This window comes from Rothia nasimurium, assembly GCF_928381705.1.
Classification (GTDB): domain Bacteria; phylum Actinomycetota; class Actinomycetes; order Actinomycetales; family Micrococcaceae; genus Rothia; species Rothia nasimurium_G.
The window spans coordinates 48,605-65,782 of the sequence record NZ_CAKMSR010000005.1 but is presented as its reverse complement, the minus strand read 5'-3'; the positions used below and the strand labels follow the sequence as shown (position 1 = coordinate 65,782).

The 17,178-nt window shown below is 56.6% G+C and carries 19 protein-coding genes; 5 read left to right on the top strand and 14 right to left on the bottom strand.

All coding sequences use genetic code 11. The features are described from left to right. Positions 1–15: 15 nt before the first annotated feature. Complete coding sequence (locus L6762_RS05635; RefSeq protein ID WP_237185983.1) at positions 16–1,020, bottom strand: ABC transporter substrate-binding protein; 1,005 nt, start codon at positions 1,018–1,020, stop codon at positions 16–18. Between the two features lie 173 nt (positions 1,021–1,193). On the opposite strand from L6762_RS05635, the gene L6762_RS05630 reads away from it, so the two are divergent. The 4 genes from L6762_RS05630 to L6762_RS12030 all read left to right on the top strand — a co-directional run bounded on the left by L6762_RS05630 (position 1,194) and on the right by L6762_RS12030 (position 4,463). Continuing rightward, positions 1,194–1,820 (top strand): isochorismatase family protein, encoded by a 627-nt coding sequence (locus L6762_RS05630; RefSeq protein WP_237185982.1) that lies wholly within the window; start codon positions 1,194–1,196, stop codon positions 1,818–1,820. Beyond that, on the top strand, positions 1,817–2,611 hold the full coding sequence (locus L6762_RS05625) for an SDR family NAD(P)-dependent oxidoreductase (RefSeq protein ID WP_237185981.1): 795 nt from the start codon (positions 1,817–1,819) through the stop codon (positions 2,609–2,611). Before L6762_RS05630 ends, L6762_RS05625 begins: the two co-directional genes overlap by 4 nt. A gap of 152 nt (positions 2,612–2,763) precedes the next feature. Further along, positions 2,764–3,789, top strand: coding sequence for an isochorismate synthase (locus tag L6762_RS05620; RefSeq protein WP_237185980.1), 1,026 nt, complete (start codon positions 2,764–2,766; stop codon positions 3,787–3,789). A gap of 35 nt (positions 3,790–3,824) precedes the next feature. Further along, a complete protein-coding gene (locus L6762_RS12030; RefSeq protein ID WP_423817084.1) occupies positions 3,825–4,463 on the top strand; it encodes a 4'-phosphopantetheinyl transferase family protein in 639 nt (212 codons plus the stop codon). 93 nt (positions 4,464–4,556) lie between these two features. Here the strand turns inward: L6762_RS12030 and rpsQ are convergent, their stop codons facing one another. From rpsQ to rpsJ, 11 genes are all read right to left on the bottom strand, one after another. Beyond that, on the bottom strand, positions 4,557–4,829 hold the full coding sequence (gene rpsQ / locus L6762_RS05615) for a 30S ribosomal protein S17 (RefSeq protein ID WP_237185979.1): 273 nt from the start codon (positions 4,827–4,829) through the stop codon (positions 4,557–4,559). Positions 4,830–4,834: 5 nt separating this feature from the next. Beyond that, positions 4,835–5,068 (bottom strand): 50S ribosomal protein L29, encoded by a 234-nt coding sequence (gene rpmC, locus L6762_RS05610; protein WP_083090723.1) that lies wholly within the window; start codon positions 5,066–5,068, stop codon positions 4,835–4,837. Positions 5,069–5,070: 2 nt separating this feature from the next. Then, the gene (gene rplP / locus L6762_RS05605; RefSeq protein ID WP_135012890.1) at positions 5,071–5,487 is read right to left on the bottom strand and encodes a 50S ribosomal protein L16; all 417 of its coding nucleotides are present in this window, start codon (positions 5,485–5,487) and stop codon (positions 5,071–5,073) included. Beyond that, complete coding sequence (gene rpsC / locus L6762_RS05600; protein WP_185174281.1) at positions 5,488–6,285, bottom strand: 30S ribosomal protein S3; 798 nt, start codon at positions 6,283–6,285, stop codon at positions 5,488–5,490. Beyond that, complete coding sequence (gene rplV, locus L6762_RS05595; protein ID WP_083090720.1) at positions 6,286–6,651, bottom strand: 50S ribosomal protein L22; 366 nt, start codon at positions 6,649–6,651, stop codon at positions 6,286–6,288. A gap of 65 nt (positions 6,652–6,716) precedes the next feature. Further along, entirely contained in the window at positions 6,717–6,998 is a 282-nt protein-coding gene (gene rpsS, locus L6762_RS05590) for a 30S ribosomal protein S19 (protein ID WP_083090719.1), read from the bottom strand. Between the two features lie 12 nt (positions 6,999–7,010). Then, entirely contained in the window at positions 7,011–7,847 is an 837-nt protein-coding gene (rplB, locus tag L6762_RS05585) for a 50S ribosomal protein L2 (protein WP_135012888.1), read from the bottom strand. Between the two features lie 39 nt (positions 7,848–7,886). Further along, the gene (gene rplW / locus L6762_RS05580) at positions 7,887–8,198 is read right to left on the bottom strand and encodes a 50S ribosomal protein L23 (protein WP_135012887.1); all 312 of its coding nucleotides are present in this window, start codon (positions 8,196–8,198) and stop codon (positions 7,887–7,889) included. Then, positions 8,198–8,821 carry a 50S ribosomal protein L4 gene (gene rplD, locus L6762_RS05575; protein ID WP_135012886.1) on the bottom strand — a complete coding sequence of 208 codons (624 nt, stop codon included), beginning with the start codon at positions 8,819–8,821 and terminating at the stop codon, positions 8,198–8,200. The genes rplW and rplD overlap by 1 nt, the downstream gene beginning before the upstream one ends. A gap of 6 nt (positions 8,822–8,827) precedes the next feature. Continuing rightward, positions 8,828–9,484, bottom strand: a complete 657-nt coding sequence (gene rplC / locus L6762_RS05570; RefSeq protein WP_135012885.1) for a 50S ribosomal protein L3 — start codon at positions 9,482–9,484, stop codon at positions 8,828–8,830. Between the two features lie 14 nt (positions 9,485–9,498). After that, positions 9,499–9,807 carry a 30S ribosomal protein S10 gene (gene rpsJ, locus L6762_RS05565; protein ID WP_068169589.1) on the bottom strand — a complete coding sequence of 103 codons (309 nt, stop codon included), beginning with the start codon at positions 9,805–9,807 and terminating at the stop codon, positions 9,499–9,501. A gap of 492 nt (positions 9,808–10,299) precedes the next feature. Here rpsJ and L6762_RS05560 point away from each other — a divergent pair, with 492 nt between their 5' ends. Beyond that, the gene (locus tag L6762_RS05560) at positions 10,300–13,530 is read left to right on the top strand and encodes a hypothetical protein (protein WP_237185978.1); all 3,231 of its coding nucleotides are present in this window, start codon (positions 10,300–10,302) and stop codon (positions 13,528–13,530) included. Between the two features lie 136 nt (positions 13,531–13,666). Here the strand turns inward: L6762_RS05560 and tuf are convergent, their stop codons facing one another. Next, positions 13,667–14,857, bottom strand: a complete 1,191-nt coding sequence (gene tuf / locus L6762_RS05555) for an elongation factor Tu (protein ID WP_185174279.1) — start codon at positions 14,855–14,857, stop codon at positions 13,667–13,669. A gap of 194 nt (positions 14,858–15,051) precedes the next feature. Continuing rightward, on the bottom strand, positions 15,052–17,166 hold the full coding sequence (gene fusA, locus L6762_RS05550) for an elongation factor G (RefSeq protein WP_237185977.1): 2,115 nt from the start codon (positions 17,164–17,166) through the stop codon (positions 15,052–15,054). Positions 17,167–17,178 lie beyond the last annotated feature (12 nt).

Sequence of the window (17,178 nt, the reverse complement as noted above, 5' to 3'; positions counted from 1 at the left end):
TTTTCTCAAATTGTTTTAGAGCAAATGTGTTTTCACGTCTTCGATGATTCCTCGCATCAGCAGGGGGCCACCGGTAGAGGTCCATAGCGAACCGTCAACCAGCAGGATCCGGCCGGCCTGGTAGGCTTTCAGATCTGTGAAGCCGGAGGTTTTTGCGGCCTGCTCTAGCGCCTGTTGCGCCCCCTGGACATTAGCTAAGCCTTCAGCTGTAGGGTCAGATTGGCTGGCTCCCCCCAGGGTTCCCAAGAACATGTAGTCCGCATCTATGCTGGCCAGATTCTCCAGAGAAACAGGTTCTGAATGGCCCCGTCCCATCCTGTCTTGACTTTCAGGACGTTGTAGCCCAAGACTTTCAAGGGCTTGACCGGCAGGGAGCTCTTTCAGAATTAAAGATGGCCCACTCCCCTGCCATCGAACGATAGAGAAAGTTGAAGAACTATATTTCTGGTTCAGTTCTTGGGCTGTGGCCGCTACAAATGCCTTGTAGTCCTGCAGATAAGATTCAGCTTCGCTTGTCTTACCTAAGGCCTGGGCGACATAGGTGAAGTTTGTTTCCCAGAGCCCGCCAGCATAGCCGCAGAAGACGACCGGGGCAATGTTCCGCAGGATCTCGAGGACATCGGGCCTGTTATTGATACTGGTACCGTCCGCCAAAATTAAATCTGGGGAGAGAGCACCGATCGCTTCATACTGTAGTTCTGAGACGGTGCCAACGATTTCTATACCTGCTGCCTTATCCCCCAGGTAATGGGGGGCGCCGCTTTGCCCCCGTCCGGCAACTGCTCCGACCGGGGTAATGCCCAAGGCTAATACCGCGTCAAGGGTTGGTTCGGAGAGGGTCACGATTCTTTGGGGGTTTTCAGGAAGGGCAACCGTGTTGCCCTCGATATCTGTTACCGTACGTCCTGCCCCAAAATCTGATGGGGTTTCAGATTCGGTGGATTTTTCAGCACAGGCAGTAAACAGTGCTAAGGCAGAGAAACTAGCTGTAAGGAAAAGATGTCGACGGGTAAGAGGCACAGTACTGTCCTTCGGACTCAGGGAGTCATTACTTGTTTTTCAGGATAGGCTAACCTTATCTTTAATGATGGTAATTACGCAAAATTTTTCTACCCTTATTGAGAGCCTAGCTCGGGGCAGAAGATCAGCGTCACCTATACCCCTGTAGACCCCCACCTCATTGAAGGACGATTATGCTCCCTACCATCGATCGCTACACTCTTAGCGCTCAGGACCTTCCTCCCAACACCGTCGACTGGATTCCAGTTAGGGAACGCGCAGCCTTGCTAGTACACGATATGCAAAACTACTTTGTGCAGGCCTTCGACCGGGCACCTGGGTCCGCTATCCAGACCGCAATTTCCAATACAGCACGCCTGATCCACACAGCTCATCAGCACCAACAGCCAGTAATCTACACGGCGCAACCGCCCCGGCAAACTGCTGGCGACAGGGCCCTACTCACCGACTTCTGGGGGCCAGGACTCACCCAAACAGAAGACGCCCTCATCATTTCTGAGCTTGCCCCCACTGACGCAGATACCGTTCTCACGAAATGGCGCTACTGTGCCTTTTACCGCACAGACCTCGAAGAACGTCTTCGGGCAGCTGGGAAAAATCAACTCTGGATCAGCGGTATTTACTCGCATATCGGGTGCCAAACAACCGCGCTCACTGCCTTCATGAAGGGCTTCCAAGTCTTCTTTATTTCAGATGCCCAGGCAGATTTCGACGCTACCTACCATCGCTCAGCTCTCAGCTACGTCGCCAGCCGGTGTGGCTACGTCACGACCACCAACCAGCTCCTAGAACTTTCATGACCAAACCACAAGCAATCATCATCACCGGCGCAGCAGGAGGAATCGGATCCGCCCTGCTCGATCTGTTACTCCAGCTGCCCGACTTCTCGCACTGCCACCTCATTGCCAGCGATACAGCCCAAAACCTCGAAAAAGCCCAGGTATATACCAAAAGCTGGCCATCACGAGTAATCCCTGTAGCTCTCGACCTAACCGACCACGAGGCGGTGAGGTCCTTCGTTCCTGCTATAGCGCAAGATTACGACCTTATTGGTCTGGCCCATGTAGCTGGTGTTCTTGTCCATGGACCGGTCTTAGAACTTGATTTGCGAGAATTCGATTCTCTGTTAGCTCTCAATGTCACCGCCATGGTCCACCTCTACCAAGCAGTAGCACGCGCTATGGTGAATCAGGCCCAGGAAACAGAAGGGGTAGACCGCTCCATTGTCACTGTTGCCTCCAACGCTGCTAACGGGCCACGGGCGCACATGGCAGCCTACGGGGCGTCCAAGGCCTTTGCTGCTCATTTCACCACATCACTCGGCTTAGAACTTGCACCGTGGCGGGTACGGACCAACGTCGTCAACCCTGGCACTACCCTAACCCCTATGGTCCACACCATGTGGGGCGGCGAAGACCGAACTGCTGAAAGTATCGCCGGCAATCCTCAGCTCTACAGAACAGGAATTCCACTTGGACGGGTCGCAGATCCTTCAGATATCGCCCACCCTGTTGCTTTTCTCCTGTCTCCTGCGGCTAGGCACATCAATCTGGCAGAGCTAACCGTCGATGGAGGGGCAACCCAGCGATGAACCATACAGCGACTTTTGATTTCATCACCCAGCAAAAACTCTATCGAGTAAGAAGCTCAACTATTTGCCAAGATCCGGTACGATCCGCTCAGGCTAGAAAATTTATCCGGCAGGCCCTTACCTCCAGCGAGGGAAAACCTGCCAAAGACAAAGTGGTCTGTGGAATCATCCCCTTCAACCCCCAAGAACCCGCCTACCTGCTTGCAGCCCCCAAGCCTCAAGCTCAAGATCCCGCGGGCTTGGTAGGTAAGGGCACACTTTTTAGCCCAGGGGAAGAACCTCAAGCGTCTGCGGCTTCCAGGTTAAGAGCAGATATTTCCTTCAACCAGGCAGAAGAGCGCCACTACCTGTCAGCTGTTGAAAGAGCCCTCACTATCCTGAAGCAGGGTGAACTGCACAAAATTGTTCTGGGAAGGTATAAACGGTATACGGTAGCCGAAAACCAACCCCTACAGGGGATAGATTTAGCCGGTGCCCTTCACCGGGCTAACCCCCGAGCTGATACATTCTGCCTAAGAACCGCAGATCAGCAGCAGTGGGTAGGCGCTAGCCCCGAAGTCGTTGCAGATGTTCGTGACCACCATTTTTACACTCACCCGCTGGCTGGATCCCGGCACAAACAAACCTGCTCAACTCTCAAAGAAGCCCAGCAGGTTCTCCTCAATTCCTCCAAAGATCTCTACGAGCATTCTTTCGTGGTTGAGCATATCCGCCAGCAGCTCCAGAACATGCCGGGGGTTCGTCTTGGAGCTATCTGCCCACCAGAAATCACTGAAACAGATTCTATGTATCATCTGGGAACGCCGATGAGTGCCCAGGTACCTGCTGCCTACAATCCTTTGCAGCTGGCTTTACAGATACACCCCACCCCAGCTGTGGGTGGTACTCCCGCTGCCATTGCCCTCCCCCACATAACCCGTCTTGAACGAACACCCCGTCAGTACTTTGCAGGGCTCGTGGGCTGGATGGACGGAGCAGGTCAGGGGCGCTGGTCCTTGATCCTACGGTCAGCTCATATCTACGGATCGACGATTGATCTGTGGGCTGGAGCTGGAATCGTGCAGGGTTCTGAACCAGACCTAGAACTGGCAGAAACTGAGGCAAAGATGCAAACAATCCTTTCAGCCTGCCAGAACATTCTCAGTCCGAACATGGTCTTTGCTTCATCGTGCCCATAAAACCCCTATTCGCCCACAGGAGTGACCAGCTAGAAATGGCGGTTTATGACTCACAGAGGATTATGGGCTTGATTCCGCCTTCACTCTATCGGGAAGAACTAGAGCCAGGAGAACACAAACGGGCTCAGGAGTTTAGCCACCGGCACCTAGGCCAGCAGTGGCTCTTGCACCGGTGGCTGGCTAAAAGGGCGATTGCTTCATACACAGGGCAGAGAATAGAAAATATCTGCTGGGAGACAACTCCTACAGGTAAGCCAATTCAGCCCACCTGTTCGGTCTCAGTCAGTCATTCAGCTAATTACCTGGCTGTTCTTCTTGGCCCTGGCGAATATAACCTAGGGATTGATTGCGAATCTCTTAGAGTAGCTCCCCTCCTTGAGCAGAAGGCGATCAGGATCATCCGCTATTTTCACCCGGCAGACCAGGCTCGTTTAAAACAAGCCCTAGAGGCAGGATGCTTTGTTCCCACCTTCTTGACCCTGTGGACCCGTGGCGAAGCCCTGTATAAGCTGACGGGAAGCGAATCTTTGGTCGAAACTTTAGGTGAAAGACCATTGTTAGATTCCACTTTGAGCGGCAGGGGTAAGGAAGAGTACAGCCTCAAAACCATAGGCTCAGATTCTCGCCTTCCCTGTCTGCTCAGCTATGCCTGTTCCCCTAGGCTTGACGAATAAGGTAGAAAGTCCTTGATACGGCAAAAGGCTCCTGTTTTCCCCTAAGGGGAAAACAGGAGCCTTTTATCTTGTCCTTCTAAGAAAACCTAGGGTTTACTTAGCCTTTTCGAGGATCTCGACGATGCGCCAGCGTTTGGAGGCTGACAGGGGACGAGTCTCGGCCAGGAGAACGAGGTCACCGATACCAGCAGCGTTCTGCTCGTCGTGTGCCTTGATCTTGGAGCTACGGCGCATAACCTTGCCGTACAGGGCGTGCTTTACGCGGTCCTCGACCTCAACGACTACGGTCTTGTCCATCTTGTCGGACACTACGTAGCCGCGGCGAGTCTTGCGGTAGCCGCGCTCTTCAGTCTTTACTTCACTCATGTGATTTAACCTTCGGTTGCGGGACGAATACCGAGCTCGCGTTCACGCAGCACGGTGTAAATACGTGCAATGTCGCGCTTGACCGAGCGGATACGACCGGGATTTTCAAGCTGACCGGTGGCTGCCTGGAAACGGAGGTTGAACAGCTCCTCCTTCGACTCACGCAGCTTCTCTACCAGATTCTCATTGGAGAGCTCTGCCAGCTTGTCGATGCTCAGATCCTTTGATCCAACTGCCATTTCTATTCACCACCTTCGCGACGCACAACGCGTGCCTTCATCGGGAGCTTGTGGATTGCGAGGCGCATAGCTTCACGAGCCACTTCTTCGGATACGCCGGAGAGTTCAAACATGACTCGACCGGGCTTGACGTTTGCGACCCACCATTCGGGTGAACCCTTACCGGAACCCATACGGGTTTCAGCAGGCTTCTTGGTCAGCGGACGGTCGGGATAAATGTTGATCCAAACCTTACCGCCACGCTTGATGTGACGGGTCATTGCAATACGTGCAGCTTCAATCTGGCGGTTGGTGACGTATGCGGGAGTCAGGGCCTGGATGCCCCACTCGCCGAACGCTACCTCGGTGCCACCCTTAGCCATACCTGAACGCTTGGGGTGATGCTGCTTGCGGTACTTTACTCGACGGGGAATTAGCATTTATGCCTCACCGTTTTCTGCAGTCTTAGCCTCAGCGGGTGCTGAAGCGTTGTCGGAACGACGTTCACGGCGGGGACCACGGCCACCTGCGCGACGACGGTCGCCACCGCGGCCGTTGCCACGACGGTTACCGGCAGCCTGCTGTGCAGCAAGCTCGTTGTCGGTGAGGTCACCCTTGTAGATCCAAACCTTGACGCCGATGCGGCCGAAGGTGGTCTTTGCTTCGAAGAAGCCGTAGTCGATGTTCGCACGCAGGGTGTGCAGGGGCACACGGCCTTCGCGGTAGAACTCGGAACGTGACATTTCAGCGCCACCCAGACGGCCGGAGCACTGGATACGGATACCCTTTGCGCCTGCACGCTGTGCGGACTGGATTGCCTTCTTCATGGCGCGGCGGAAAGCAACGCGTGAAGCGAGCTGTTCTGCGATGCCCTGTGCAACCAGCTGAGCTGACAGATCGGGGTTAGCAACCTCGAGGATGTTCAGCTGAATCTGCTTGCCGGTCAGCTTCTCGAGCTCACCGCGGATGCGGTCAGCTTCGGTGCCGCGGCGGCCGATAACGATACCGGGACGTGCGGTGTGGATGTCCACACGGACGCGGTCACGGGTACGCTCGATTTCGACCTTGGCGATGCCTGCGCGCTCCATGCCCTTGGACAGGAGTTCGCGGATCTTTACATCTTCACGAACGAAGTCTGCGTAGCGTTCGCCTTCCTTGTTGGAGTCAGCGAACCACTTTGAGACGTGGTTGGTGGTGATGCCAAGTCGGAAACCGTTGGGGTTAATTTTCTGACCCATTTAGCGGCCCTCCTCCTTCTCCGGGGTAGCGACTACCACGGTGATGTGGCTGGTGCGCTTGTTGATGCGGAACGCACGGCCCTGGGCACGAGGCTGGAATCGCTTCATGGTGGGACCTTCGTTCGCGTATGCTTCGCTGATGAACAGCTCTTCTTCCTTGAAGGGGACGCCCTGCTGGGCAGCCTTCTGGCGAGCGTTTGCAACAGCTGATGCAACGATCTTGTATACCGGTTCTGAAGCGCCCTGAGGAGCGAACTTCAGAATCGCCAGAGCCTCTTCCGCCTGCTTACCACGGATAAGGTTGATGACGCGGCGTGCCTTCATAGGCGTAACGCGTACGTAAGACGCAGTTGCCTTGGCTTCCATTGCCTATCTCTCTTTCGTCTATTGCCGAAAGGAAAACGTTTCTAAGGTACGGGGTGAACCGTAGCTTAGCGACGCTTACCCTTGCGGTCGTCCTTAACGTGGCCACGGAAAGTACGGGTGGGCGCAAACTCGCCGAGCTTGTGACCAACCATGGACTCAGTGATGAACACGGGTACGTGCTTGCGTCCGTCGTGCACTGCGATGGTGTGACCGAGCATGTCGGGGATAATCATCGAGCGGCGGGACCAAGTCTTGATAACGTTCTTGGTGCCCTTCTCGTTCTGAGCTGCAACCTTTACGAAAAGGTGCTGATCAACGAAAGGGCCCTTCTTCAAACTACGAGGCATGTTTCAGGCTCCTTAGCGCTTCTTGCCAGTACGACGGCGACGAACAATGAGCTTGTCGCTTTCCTTGTTGGGGCGACGGGTACGACCCTCGGGCTTACCGTTGGGGTTAACCGGGTGACGGCCACCTGAGGTCTTACCTTCACCACCACCGTGGGGGTGGTCAACGGGGTTCATGACGACACCGCGGACGGTCGGGCGGATGCCCTTCCAGCGGTTACGGCCGGCCTTACCCCAGTTGATGTTGGACTGCTCAGCGTTACCGACGGAACCGACGGTTGCGCGGCAGCGGACGTCCACGTTGCGGATTTCGCCGGAGGGCAGACGCAACTGGGCGTACTTGCCTTCCTTAGCGACCAGCTGGATGGATGCGCCAGCAGAGCGGCCCATCTTGGCGCCGCCACCGGGGCGGAGCTCAACAGCGTGAATCACGGTACCAACGGGGATGTTGCGCAGGGGCAGGTTGTTGCCGGGCTTGATGTCGGCAGAGGGACCTGACTCTACGATGTCGCCCTGAGCGAGCTTGTTGGGGGCGATGATGTAACGCTTGGTGCCATCAACGTAGTGGAGCAGAGCGATGCGGGCGGTACGGTTGGGATCGTACTCGATGTGTGCAACGCGTGCGTCGACGCCGTCCTTGTCGTGACGACGGAAGTCGATCAGACGGTACTGGCGCTTGTGGCCACCACCCTTGTGACGGGTAGTGATGCGACCGGTATTGTTACGGCCGCCCTTCTTGGGGAGCGGACGAACCAGGGACTTTTCCGGGGTTGAGCGAGTGATTTCTGCGAAATCTGAGACGCTCGAGCCGCGGCGACCCGGGGTCGTCGGCTTGTGCTTACGAATACCCATTTAGATATTTCTTTCCTTCGCTAAAGTGGTCTCCGGTGCTTATGCAGCCGGACCGCCGAAGAGGTCGATTGAACCTTCCTTGAGGGTTACAATCGCACGCTTGGTGTTCTTACGAGCACCCCAACCGAAGCGGGTGCGCTTGCGCTTGCCCTGACGGTTAGCGGTGTTGATGGAAGCAACCTTGACATCGAAGATGGTCTCGATGGCCTGCTTGATTTCCAGCTTGTTGGAGCGGGGGTCTACGAGGAAGGTGTACTTACCTTCGTCGAGCTGACCGTAGCTCTTTTCCGACACGACGGGAGCGATGATCACGTCGCGGGGATCCTTGAAAGTTGAGGTGGTAACAGACATTACTTAGCAGCCTCTTTCTTAGCCTTGGAAGCAACTGCGACGAATACGTCGTAGGCATCCTTGGTGAAGATGACGTCGTCTGAGATCAGAACATCGTAGGTGTTCAGCTGATCTGCGTAGATGACGTGAACGTTCTCAAGGTTGCGTGCTGACAGTGCTACCAGGTCGTCCTTGCGGTCGATGACAACCAGTGCGTTCTTGCGGCTGGTGATCTCTGCGATTGCTGCCTTAGCTGCCTTGGTGGAGGGCTTGGTGCCTTCTACCAGAGCTTCAACAACGTGAACGCGGTCGTGACGAGCGCGATCTGAGAGAGCGCCGCGCAGTGCAGCTGCAATCATCTTCTTGGGGGTACGCTGTGCGTAGCTACGCGGGGTCGGGCCGTGTACGATGCCACCACCGGTCATGTGGGGTGCACGGATTGAGCCCTGACGTGCGCGGCCGGTGCCCTTCTGCTTGAAAGGCTTACGACCTGCGCCGGAAACTTCGCCGCGGTTCTTGGTCTTGTGGGTACCCTGGCGTGCTGCTGCGAGCTGGGCTACTACTACCTGGTGAAGCAGGGGAATAGAGGCCTGAGCGTCGAAGATGTCAGCGGGCAGGTCTACCTTTACGGTCTTGACAGCCATGGTTTATTAGGCTCCCTTCACAGCAGTGCGAACCAGAACAACGCCGCCCTTAGGACCGGGGATAGCACCCTTGATCAGAAGAACGTTGTTTTCGGCGTCTACACCCTGAATAGTGAGGTTCATGGTGGTGTGGCGTGCAGCGCCCATACGGCCTGCCATGCGCATACCCTTGAAAACGCGTGCGGGGTATGATGCGCCACCGATTGAGCCGGGCTTACGGTGGTTCTTGTGGGCACCGTGTGATGCACCTACACCTGCGAAGCCGTGACGCTTCATAACACCGGCGAAGCCCTTACCCTTGGTCTTGCCAACTACGTCGACCTTCTGGCCAGCTTCGAAGAGCTCAACGGTCAGTTCCTGACCGAGTGAGTATTCAGCGGCGTCTGAGGTACGCAGTTCAACGAGGTGACGGCGAGGAGTTACGCCTGCCTTCTCGAAGTGACCGGCGAGGGGCTTGGTTACCTTGCGAGCTTCGATTGCACCGAAACCGATCTGGATAGCTTCGTAGCCATCGGTCTCAGCGTTGCGCAGCTGGGTAATAACGTTGGAATCGGCCTTGACGACAGTAACGGGCACGAACTTGCCGTTTTCGTCCCAGACCTGGGTCATGCCAAGCTTGGTGCCCAGCAGGCCCTTAACCTGGCGCTCGAACTTGTTAGTCATTTAGATGCGATCCTCTACAGCTTGATTTCGATGTTTACGTCTGCCGGAAGGTCAAGACGCATGAGGGCATCAACAGCCTTGGGGGTCGGATCAACGACGTCGATCAGACGCTTGTGCGTGCGCATTTCGAAGTGCTCGCGGCTGTCCTTGTACTTGTGAGGCGAACGGATAACACAGTAAACGTTCTTTTCGGTGGGCAGCGGCACGGGGCCTACTACCGTCGCGCCTGCACGCGTAACTGTCTCAACGATTTTCCGAGCTGAAGAATCAATGACCTCGTGGTCGTATGACTTCAGACGGATGCGGATTTTCTGTCCCGCCATCTGTCGGACTCTCTTTCTTGTCTACTTCCCTGTAACGGAGCGGTTGCTCCTTTTATCTGGCGCTTGAGGTAAAGAGATGATTCTTCGTCTCTTTCGCGCCACCTCTGCGTAGGCTGAATCCGACATCTGCCGGGTTCCTCACCCTACCGAGGCACCGACCCCCGAACTCGGGCGTGTCGCTTTTTTGCTAGGGCAAAAAGGAGCGCACTTTTCCCTCGAACTGATCGATTGGGTCATATTTGGGCTTACCTTCACCCGATTCGAGAAGGAATCAGGGCTACTTTCACGCGGTAAGCGCTTGAACAACGTTATCCATCTTGCCAGAGTCCAGGCTTCCCCGCAAGGTTTTTCTGTGTGAAGTGCCCAGCCCCACATTCAGCCCGCATTTCCTTTCCTCTTCTACTCAATCACGGGCGTCCGCGCACTGCATAGAAGAGAGAAGAAGCCTGTCATATACCGAGCAATAGTGCGCGCCCTCACTAGGATAAAACTATGAGCACACACCCAGATTTCCGGCCCCAATCTCACCGACGCTCTACAGAGAATATCCTGCTCAATATCGGTCTATACCTGGGCAGTCTTCTGATTATCAGCGCCGCCGGGCTGCTGGCCACCTCTCTAGCCACAGCGCCGCAACAGGCCTTTTTGCTGTCTGCTCTTGCCGCTCTCTTCTATACAGCGGGGCTGGGCACCTTTCGCTGGGTTCCCAAGCTGCGACTGGCGTCCTACGCCTTTACCGGTACGGCCCTAGCTCTTATCCCCCTGTGCGGGTTCGCTTTCTACACCCTCATCTGGCCGGAGTCAGGGCCCCTACTCTGGCTACTGGTTTCCTGCATCGGCACCCTTGCCGCCTGCGGCGCCCTAGCCCTGATGCAGGCCCGGGTGATGAGCTACCTGGCCCTAGCCTTTTTGGTCTCTGACGTCCTGGCCATGTCAAAGAACCTGCAAGTCGCGCTGATCTGGTATTTCGTTGCTCTCCTCGTCCTTGCAACCGCCCTTACTCTCTGGCTGCGGGCTTTCCAGGACCGCATGCCTACTCAACTTGCCGCGGGTTTTCTCGATGCTTCTCGTGTTTTCGTTCCGGCAACTGTAGGCGCTGCCCTTTTCTACACCAGCCTGGCGCCCTGGGAAATCAGCATCATTGCGGCCTTGGCGACCCTTTATGCGGGAGCCCAGCTCAGGCAGCCGCCCACCTGGCTCTACTACTTCCAGGCCCGTATCTATTCCTTGCTAGCAGTAGCTGCCCTAGCCCTGTGGCTTCATGAGCGCAGCGTCATTTCGTTCCCTTTCTCTATTCCTATTGCCCTTTTCCTGGTGGCAAGTGCGCTTGTACTGGCTTGGGCCCGCCCTCCCCTACCCTGGCGGACGGACGTCGATGCTTGGGTTACATGGGCACTCGCCCAGCCTTTCCTTGCGTCTGCCCTCGCATGGCTCATAGACCAGATGCAGGCAGTTCCCACCTTTATTGATACCGCTCCCGCACCACCGCTGGTTTCTTTCACGCAGGAGAATCTTTCGAGCACGGTGTTCCTGGGCCTCCTCAGCCTCGCCACCTGCGGTTCCCTCGGCCTTTTGGCCTACCGCACCCGGCTCAGTCAGTATCTTCCCCTAGGTGCCTTAGCTCTGGCGTGGGTAGGATTTTTCGTTCTACCACCGGTTCCCCTAGCGGTTACCCTGATCCTGCTTGGGGCTTTCTGCCTGCCAGCAGCGAGCGGCATCGCTCAAGAAATCGACGGCAGCAACGCTACCTGCTTGCGCCCCGTCCGCTGGGCTCAGTTCGCCACGCTCACGCTCACTGCTGTCGCGGTTCTTGCTCTAGGGTTCGTAGCAGGTAGCCCCCGTTACCTGGGGCTAGTCCTTCTGGCGGCAGGAGCGTCCACTAGCTACCTCCTAGCCGAGCTTCTCCTACGTTCCCGGGCAACAAAACCTGTTGCACCCCACAGGCGTCTTCCTGTCTCCCAGACCTTGCCCTTTTTTGCTCTCCTCACGGGCCTTCTCGGAACAACGGCAGCTATTACGATGCGCCCCTCAGTATCGTTGACCTTCATGGCTCATACCGAACCGATAGGGTACGGCATTCATAGCCTTGGGCTCGGGGTCTATACCGGGCTGACCCTCTGCGCTGCCCTTCTCACCCTGAGCAGAGCTCTGGCTACCCGCACAATACAGGGCAGGGCTGCGGATCCCCTCATTTCCCCCTACAGTAAGGACGCCCCAGCCCAGCTACGCTCGCCTGGCGGCCTTGAACCGGTAGGGCTTTTGACCACGTTCTATGTGGTTGTACCCCTGGCTCTCATCATGCTGTGCGCAGGCCCCCTACCGGCTAAGTACATTCTCCTTGCCCTGGCAGTCGCGGCGGCGGGCATCCTTGCTGCCTTCCCCCTGCTGAGTTCCCCAGCGCGTTCTCATGCCCTGGTTACCTTTAGGATTTACCTGGTGGGCGCCGCTGTCGTCCTGATGAGCTTTTCTTCCTTCACCGGTCGCACCCGGCTACTGGTCTTCCTGAGCATTACTGCTCTCCTGGCCGCCTGCTCCATACTCTTGCTATCTCGTAGAACTCCGTCTCAAAGCCCGATGGAATACATGGTGGGCCTCGTCTTGAGCTGGGTCTCTGCCGCCGTGGGCCTATTCCTTATAGATGCAGACTGGAACCCCGCCACGGCTCTTGGCTCCCTCATACTCCTAGTGCTTGCTCTCATCTGGCTGCGAGCACCCCGCACCCAGGGCGTCCTTGCTGCCCAGTCAGCCCTTATCTCGGTTGCCCTCACCGTGGGCCTGGCCACCCTGCTATGGGGGCTCACAAGCCTCAGCACCGTCGCTGTTTTGACGTGGATTACGGCAAGTATTCTAGTAATTACTACCCTGGGAGCGGCTCTGCTGCCAGCAGCACAAGCTGCCCGTCCTCCTGTTCCGGGTCGTGTGCCTCTGCGTGTACGCCCTGCTGACCCGCTAGGACGGTGGGGCTACCAGCACAACCGGGCCATGTCACTCACCGGTCTGATTATCGCTCACTTCACCGGGGTCTATCCATACTTCGCCGATGAAAGTTTGCCGCTCTCGCTGCTTCTTGTTCTGCTTTTTACCCTAGCCTGGTTCCTGCTGGTCTCCCCTGCCGCCCGGCCCGCAATCCTGCTTCTAGGGCTCAATAGCCTGCTCCTGAAGACCCTGCTCTATCACGATATGGATAACGGGGTGTTCTACTTCTTCCAGGCCCTTACCCTCAGCTGTGCACTTTTGGCCATGGTAGGCCGCCCTGATGTGCTACCGATATGGATGCGTGCCCAGCCTGCTGGCGTCCCGCGTCTGAGCAATCGCCCTGCCCGTCTTTTCTGGTTAGCCTTTAGCGCCCAGGTCTTCTATAGCCTGCTCATTCTCCCTTTCAACTATCCCTATCTAGCCCCCTACGATACGATTTTGCTGCTTGCTGCCACCGGCACGCTTCTCGGGGCCTCCGCCATGGTAGGGAAAAAGTTGGCTCCTCCCCTCACGGCTCTACTGCTGACCTACCAGGTGCTCTATGTCTTAGACGGTTTAAATGCCTGGTCGCTCCTCTTCCTGGGCTTTGTTCTCATGGGGCTCGTTATCTGGCGGCTCCTTGCTCGGGCAGAAGAACCTGCAATGCAGCCTCAAGCCCAGAGCCAGAGCCAGCCTCAGAACCAGGTCCAGCCTCAGAGCCAGGGCAATCGTGAGACTCCGGTTATCCCCTGGGCTAAGCATCAATAGACACGCTGCTTATCAGGGGCTCATCAAGAAACAAAAAAAAGGGGCTGGCCCCCGCAGATTGCTCTGCGGGGGCCAGCCCTCTATCGCCCTCCGCTAGCTGGACGCTAGCAGGAGTTCAGATCGGGAAGTAAGGAACTTACTTGATGATCTTGGTAACGCGACCTGAACCAACGGTGCGGCCACCTTCGCGGATTGCGAAGCCGAGGCCCTCTTCCATTGCGATTTCCTGGATGAGCTCAACGGTCATCTCAGTGTTGTCGCCGGGCATAACCATTTCGGTGCCCTCGGGAAGGGTGATAACACCGGTAACGTCGGTGGTGCGGAAGTAGAACTGGGGGCGGTAGTTCGAGTAGAAGGGGTTGTGGCGGCCGCCTTCATCCTTGGAAAGGATGTAGACGTTAGCCTCGAACTGGGTGTGGGGGGTGATTGAGCCGGGCTCAACAACAACCTGGCCACGCTCTACGTCGTCGCGCTTCAGACCGCGAAGCAGCAGACCACAGTTCTCGCCTGCCCATGCTTCGTCGAGCTGCTTGTGGAACATCTCGATACCTGTAACGGTGGTCTTCTGGATGGGGCGGATACCAACGATCTCAACTTCGGAGTTGATCTTCAGGGTACCGCGCTCGGCGCGACCGGTAACAACGGTACCGCGACCGGTGATGGTGAAGACGTCTTCGATGGGCATGAGGAAGGGCTTGTCCTTCTCACGAACGGGGTCCGGAATGTAGTTGTCAACCTCGTCCATGAGCTCTTCAACCTTAGCAACCCACTCGGGGTCACCTTCGAGAGCCTTCAGAGCGGAAACGCGAACAACGGGAGCGTTGTCACCGTCGAACTCCTGTGAGGAGAGCAGTTCGCGAACTTCCATTTCAACGAGGTCGAGCAGTTCCTCGTCCTCAACCATGTCTGACTTGTTCAGAGCAACGAGCAGGGTGGGAACGCCAACCTGGCGAGCCAGCAGAACGTGCTCGCGGGTCTGAGCCATGGGGCCGTCGGTGGCAGCAACAACGAGGATTGCGCCGTCCATCTGAGCAGCACCGGTGATCATGTTCTTGACGTAGTCAGCGTGACCGGGGGCGTCAACGTGTGCGTAGTGACGCTTCTCGGTCTGGTACTCGATGTGAGCAATGTTGATGGTAATACCGCGCTGGCGCTCTTCAGGAGCGGAGTCGATCATACCGAAGTCGCGCTGCTCGTTCAGGTCAGGGTACTTGTCAGCCAGAACCTTGGAGATTGCAGCGGTCAGGGTGGTCTTACCGTGGTCAACGTGACCGATGGTACCGACGTTTACGTGAGGCTTGGAGCGCTCGAACTTAGCCTTAGCCAAGAGTATTCCTCCTATAGAGAAGATTTGAGAACCTGCACTCGGGTTTCACACCGGCGCACTCCGCCGTAAAAGGCGGTCTAGCTACCACAATAGCGGATAAGGCCGGTGGGGCGAAACCCGAAGACGGGTTCAATTACAAGGTTTTTTTGAAAAGCGGTGCGGCTCACACGGGGTGAGCCGCACCCGGGTGAGAATTACTCGCCGCGGCTCTTCTGGATGATTTCATCAGCGACGTTCTTGGGAACCTCGGCGTAGCTGTCGAACTCCATGGAGAAGACTGCACGACCCTGGGTCTTTGAACGGAGGTCACCGATGTAACCGAACATTTCTGACAGCGGTACAAGAGCGTGAACGATCTTGACGCCTGCTGCATCTTCCATGGACTGAATCTGACCACGACGTGAGTTCAGGTCACCGATAACGTCGCCCATGTAGTCCTCGGGGGTACGTACTTCAACAGCCATCAGGGGCTCCAGCAGGACGGGAGCAGCGCGACGTGCGCCTTCCTTGAAGACCATTGAACCAGCGATCTTGAAGGCCATTTCAGACGAGTCAACATCGTGGTAAGCACCGTCGATCAGGGTTGCCTTGACACCAACAACGGGGTAGCCAGCGAGGATACCGAGCTGCATTGCGTCCTGGATACCGGCGTCAACGGAGGGGATGTATTCGCGGGGAACACGACCACCGGTGACGACGTTGTCGAACTCGTAGAGCTCTTCAGCATCGAGGGCGATGGGTTCGAAGGAGACCTGAACCTTCGCGAACTGACCGGAACCACCGGTCTGCTTCTTGTGGGTGTAGTCGACCTTCTCGACCTTCTTGGTGATGGTTTCGCGGTAAGCAACCTGGGGCTTACCAACGTTAGCCTCAACCTTGAATTCGCGCTTCATACGGTCAACGATGATGTCGAGGTGGAGCTCGCCCATGCCGCCGATTTCGGTCTGGCCGGTTTCTTCGTTGAGTGAAACGGTGAAGGTGGGGTCTTCAGCAGACAGCTTCTGGATAGCGGTTGACATCTTCTCCTGGTCGCCCTTGGTCTTGGGCTCGATGGCCACGAAGATCACGGGGGCGGGGAAGGTCATGGATTCCAGAACTACGGGGTTAGCAGTGTCGCAGAGGGTGTCACCGGTGGTGGTGTCCTTCAGACCGATTGCTGCGTAGATGTGACCTGCCTGGATCTCTTCAACAGGGTTCTCCTTGTTGGAGTGCATCTGGAAGAGCTTACCGATACGTTCCTTCTTACCCTTGGTGGCATTCAGAACCTGCTGGCCCTGTTCTGCCTTACCGGAGTAAACGCGGATGTAGGTCAGCTGACCGTAGAAGGGGTGTGCTGCAACCTTGAAGGCCAGAGCTGCGAAGGGCTCGTCAGCTGAGGGCTTACGGGTTACCTCAACCTCTTCATCAGAGGGCAGGTGGCCGATCATCGCGGGGACGTCCAGCGGTGAGGGCAGGTAGTCGAGAACTGCGTCGAGCATGGGCTGAACACCGCGGTTCTTGAATGCTGAGCCACAGAAGACGGGGTAGGCTTCGTTAGCAACGGTCAGGGCGCGAACGCCTGCCTTGATTTCCTCGATGGTCAGTTCGCCCTCTTCGAGGTACTTTTCCATGAGGTCTTCAGAGGCTTCTGCTACGTTTTCAACGAGCTCGGCACGGTACTGTTCTGCCTTTTCCTGCAGGTCAGCGGGGATTTCCTGGATTTCGTAGGAAGCACCCATGGTAACGTCACCCTTGGCATCGCCGGGCCAGACGTAGGCCTGCATGGTGAGCAGGTCAACGACGCCGATGAAGTCGTTTTCAGCGCCGATGGGCAGCTGCATAACGAGGGGCTTAGCGCCGAGGCGCTTGACGATGGTGTCTACGGTGAAGTAGAAGTCTGCACCCAGCTTGTCCATCTTGTTGACGAAGCAGATGCGGGGAACTTCGTACTTGTCAGCCTGGCGCCAAACGGTTTCAGACTGGGGCTCAACGCCTTCCTTGCCGTCGAACACTGCAACAGCGCCGTCGAGGACGCGCAGTGAACGCTCAACTTCAACGGTGAAGTCAACGTGGCCGGGGGTGTCGATGATGTTGATCTGGTTGTTCTTCCAGAAGCAGGTGGTTGCCGCGGAGGTAATGGTAATACCGCGTTCCTGTTCCTGAGCCATCCAGTCCATGGTGGACGCACCGTCGTGGGTTTCACCGATCTTGTGGTTGATACCGGTGTAGAAGAGGATGCGTTCGGTGGTGGTGGTCTTACCGGCGTCAATGTGCGCCATAATACCGATGTTGCGGACCTTATTCAGGTCGGTAAGCACGTCTAGTGCCACTTTGTTCTCCCT

Coding starts and splice junctions, on each gene's coding strand:
- L6762_RS05630 (WP_237185982.1), top strand. CDS start 1,194: ATGCTCCCTACCATCGATCGCTACACTCTTAGCGCTCAGGACCTTCCT.
- L6762_RS05625 (WP_237185981.1), top strand. CDS start 1,817: ATGACCAAACCACAAGCAATCATCATCACCGGCGCAGCAGGAGGAATC.
- L6762_RS12030 (WP_423817084.1), top strand. CDS start 3,825: ATGGCGGTTTATGACTCACAGAGGATTATGGGCTTGATTCCGCCTTCA.
- rpsQ (WP_237185979.1), bottom strand. CDS start 4,829: ATGAGTGAAGTAAAGACTGAAGAGCGCGGCTACCGCAAGACTCGCCGC.
- rpmC (WP_083090723.1), bottom strand. CDS start 5,068: ATGGCAGTTGGATCAAAGGATCTGAGCATCGACAAGCTGGCAGAGCTC.
- rplP (WP_135012890.1), bottom strand. CDS start 5,487: ATGCTAATTCCCCGTCGAGTAAAGTACCGCAAGCAGCATCACCCCAAG.
- rpsC (WP_185174281.1), bottom strand. CDS start 6,285: ATGGGTCAGAAAATTAACCCCAACGGTTTCCGACTTGGCATCACCACC.
- rplV (WP_083090720.1), bottom strand. CDS start 6,651: ATGGAAGCCAAGGCAACTGCGTCTTACGTACGCGTTACGCCTATGAAG.
- rpsS (WP_083090719.1), bottom strand. CDS start 6,998: ATGCCTCGTAGTTTGAAGAAGGGCCCTTTCGTTGATCAGCACCTTTTC.
- rplB (WP_135012888.1), bottom strand. CDS start 7,847: ATGGGTATTCGTAAGCACAAGCCGACGACCCCGGGTCGCCGCGGCTCG.
- rplW (WP_135012887.1), bottom strand. CDS start 8,198: ATGTCTGTTACCACCTCAACTTTCAAGGATCCCCGCGACGTGATCATC.
- rplD (WP_135012886.1), bottom strand. CDS start 8,821: ATGGCTGTCAAGACCGTAAAGGTAGACCTGCCCGCTGACATCTTCGAC.
- rplC (WP_135012885.1), bottom strand. CDS start 9,484: ATGACTAACAAGTTCGAGCGCCAGGTTAAGGGCCTGCTGGGCACCAAG.
- rpsJ (WP_068169589.1), bottom strand. CDS start 9,807: ATGGCGGGACAGAAAATCCGCATCCGTCTGAAGTCATACGACCACGAG.
- L6762_RS05560 (WP_237185978.1), top strand. CDS start 10,300: ATGAGCACACACCCAGATTTCCGGCCCCAATCTCACCGACGCTCTACA.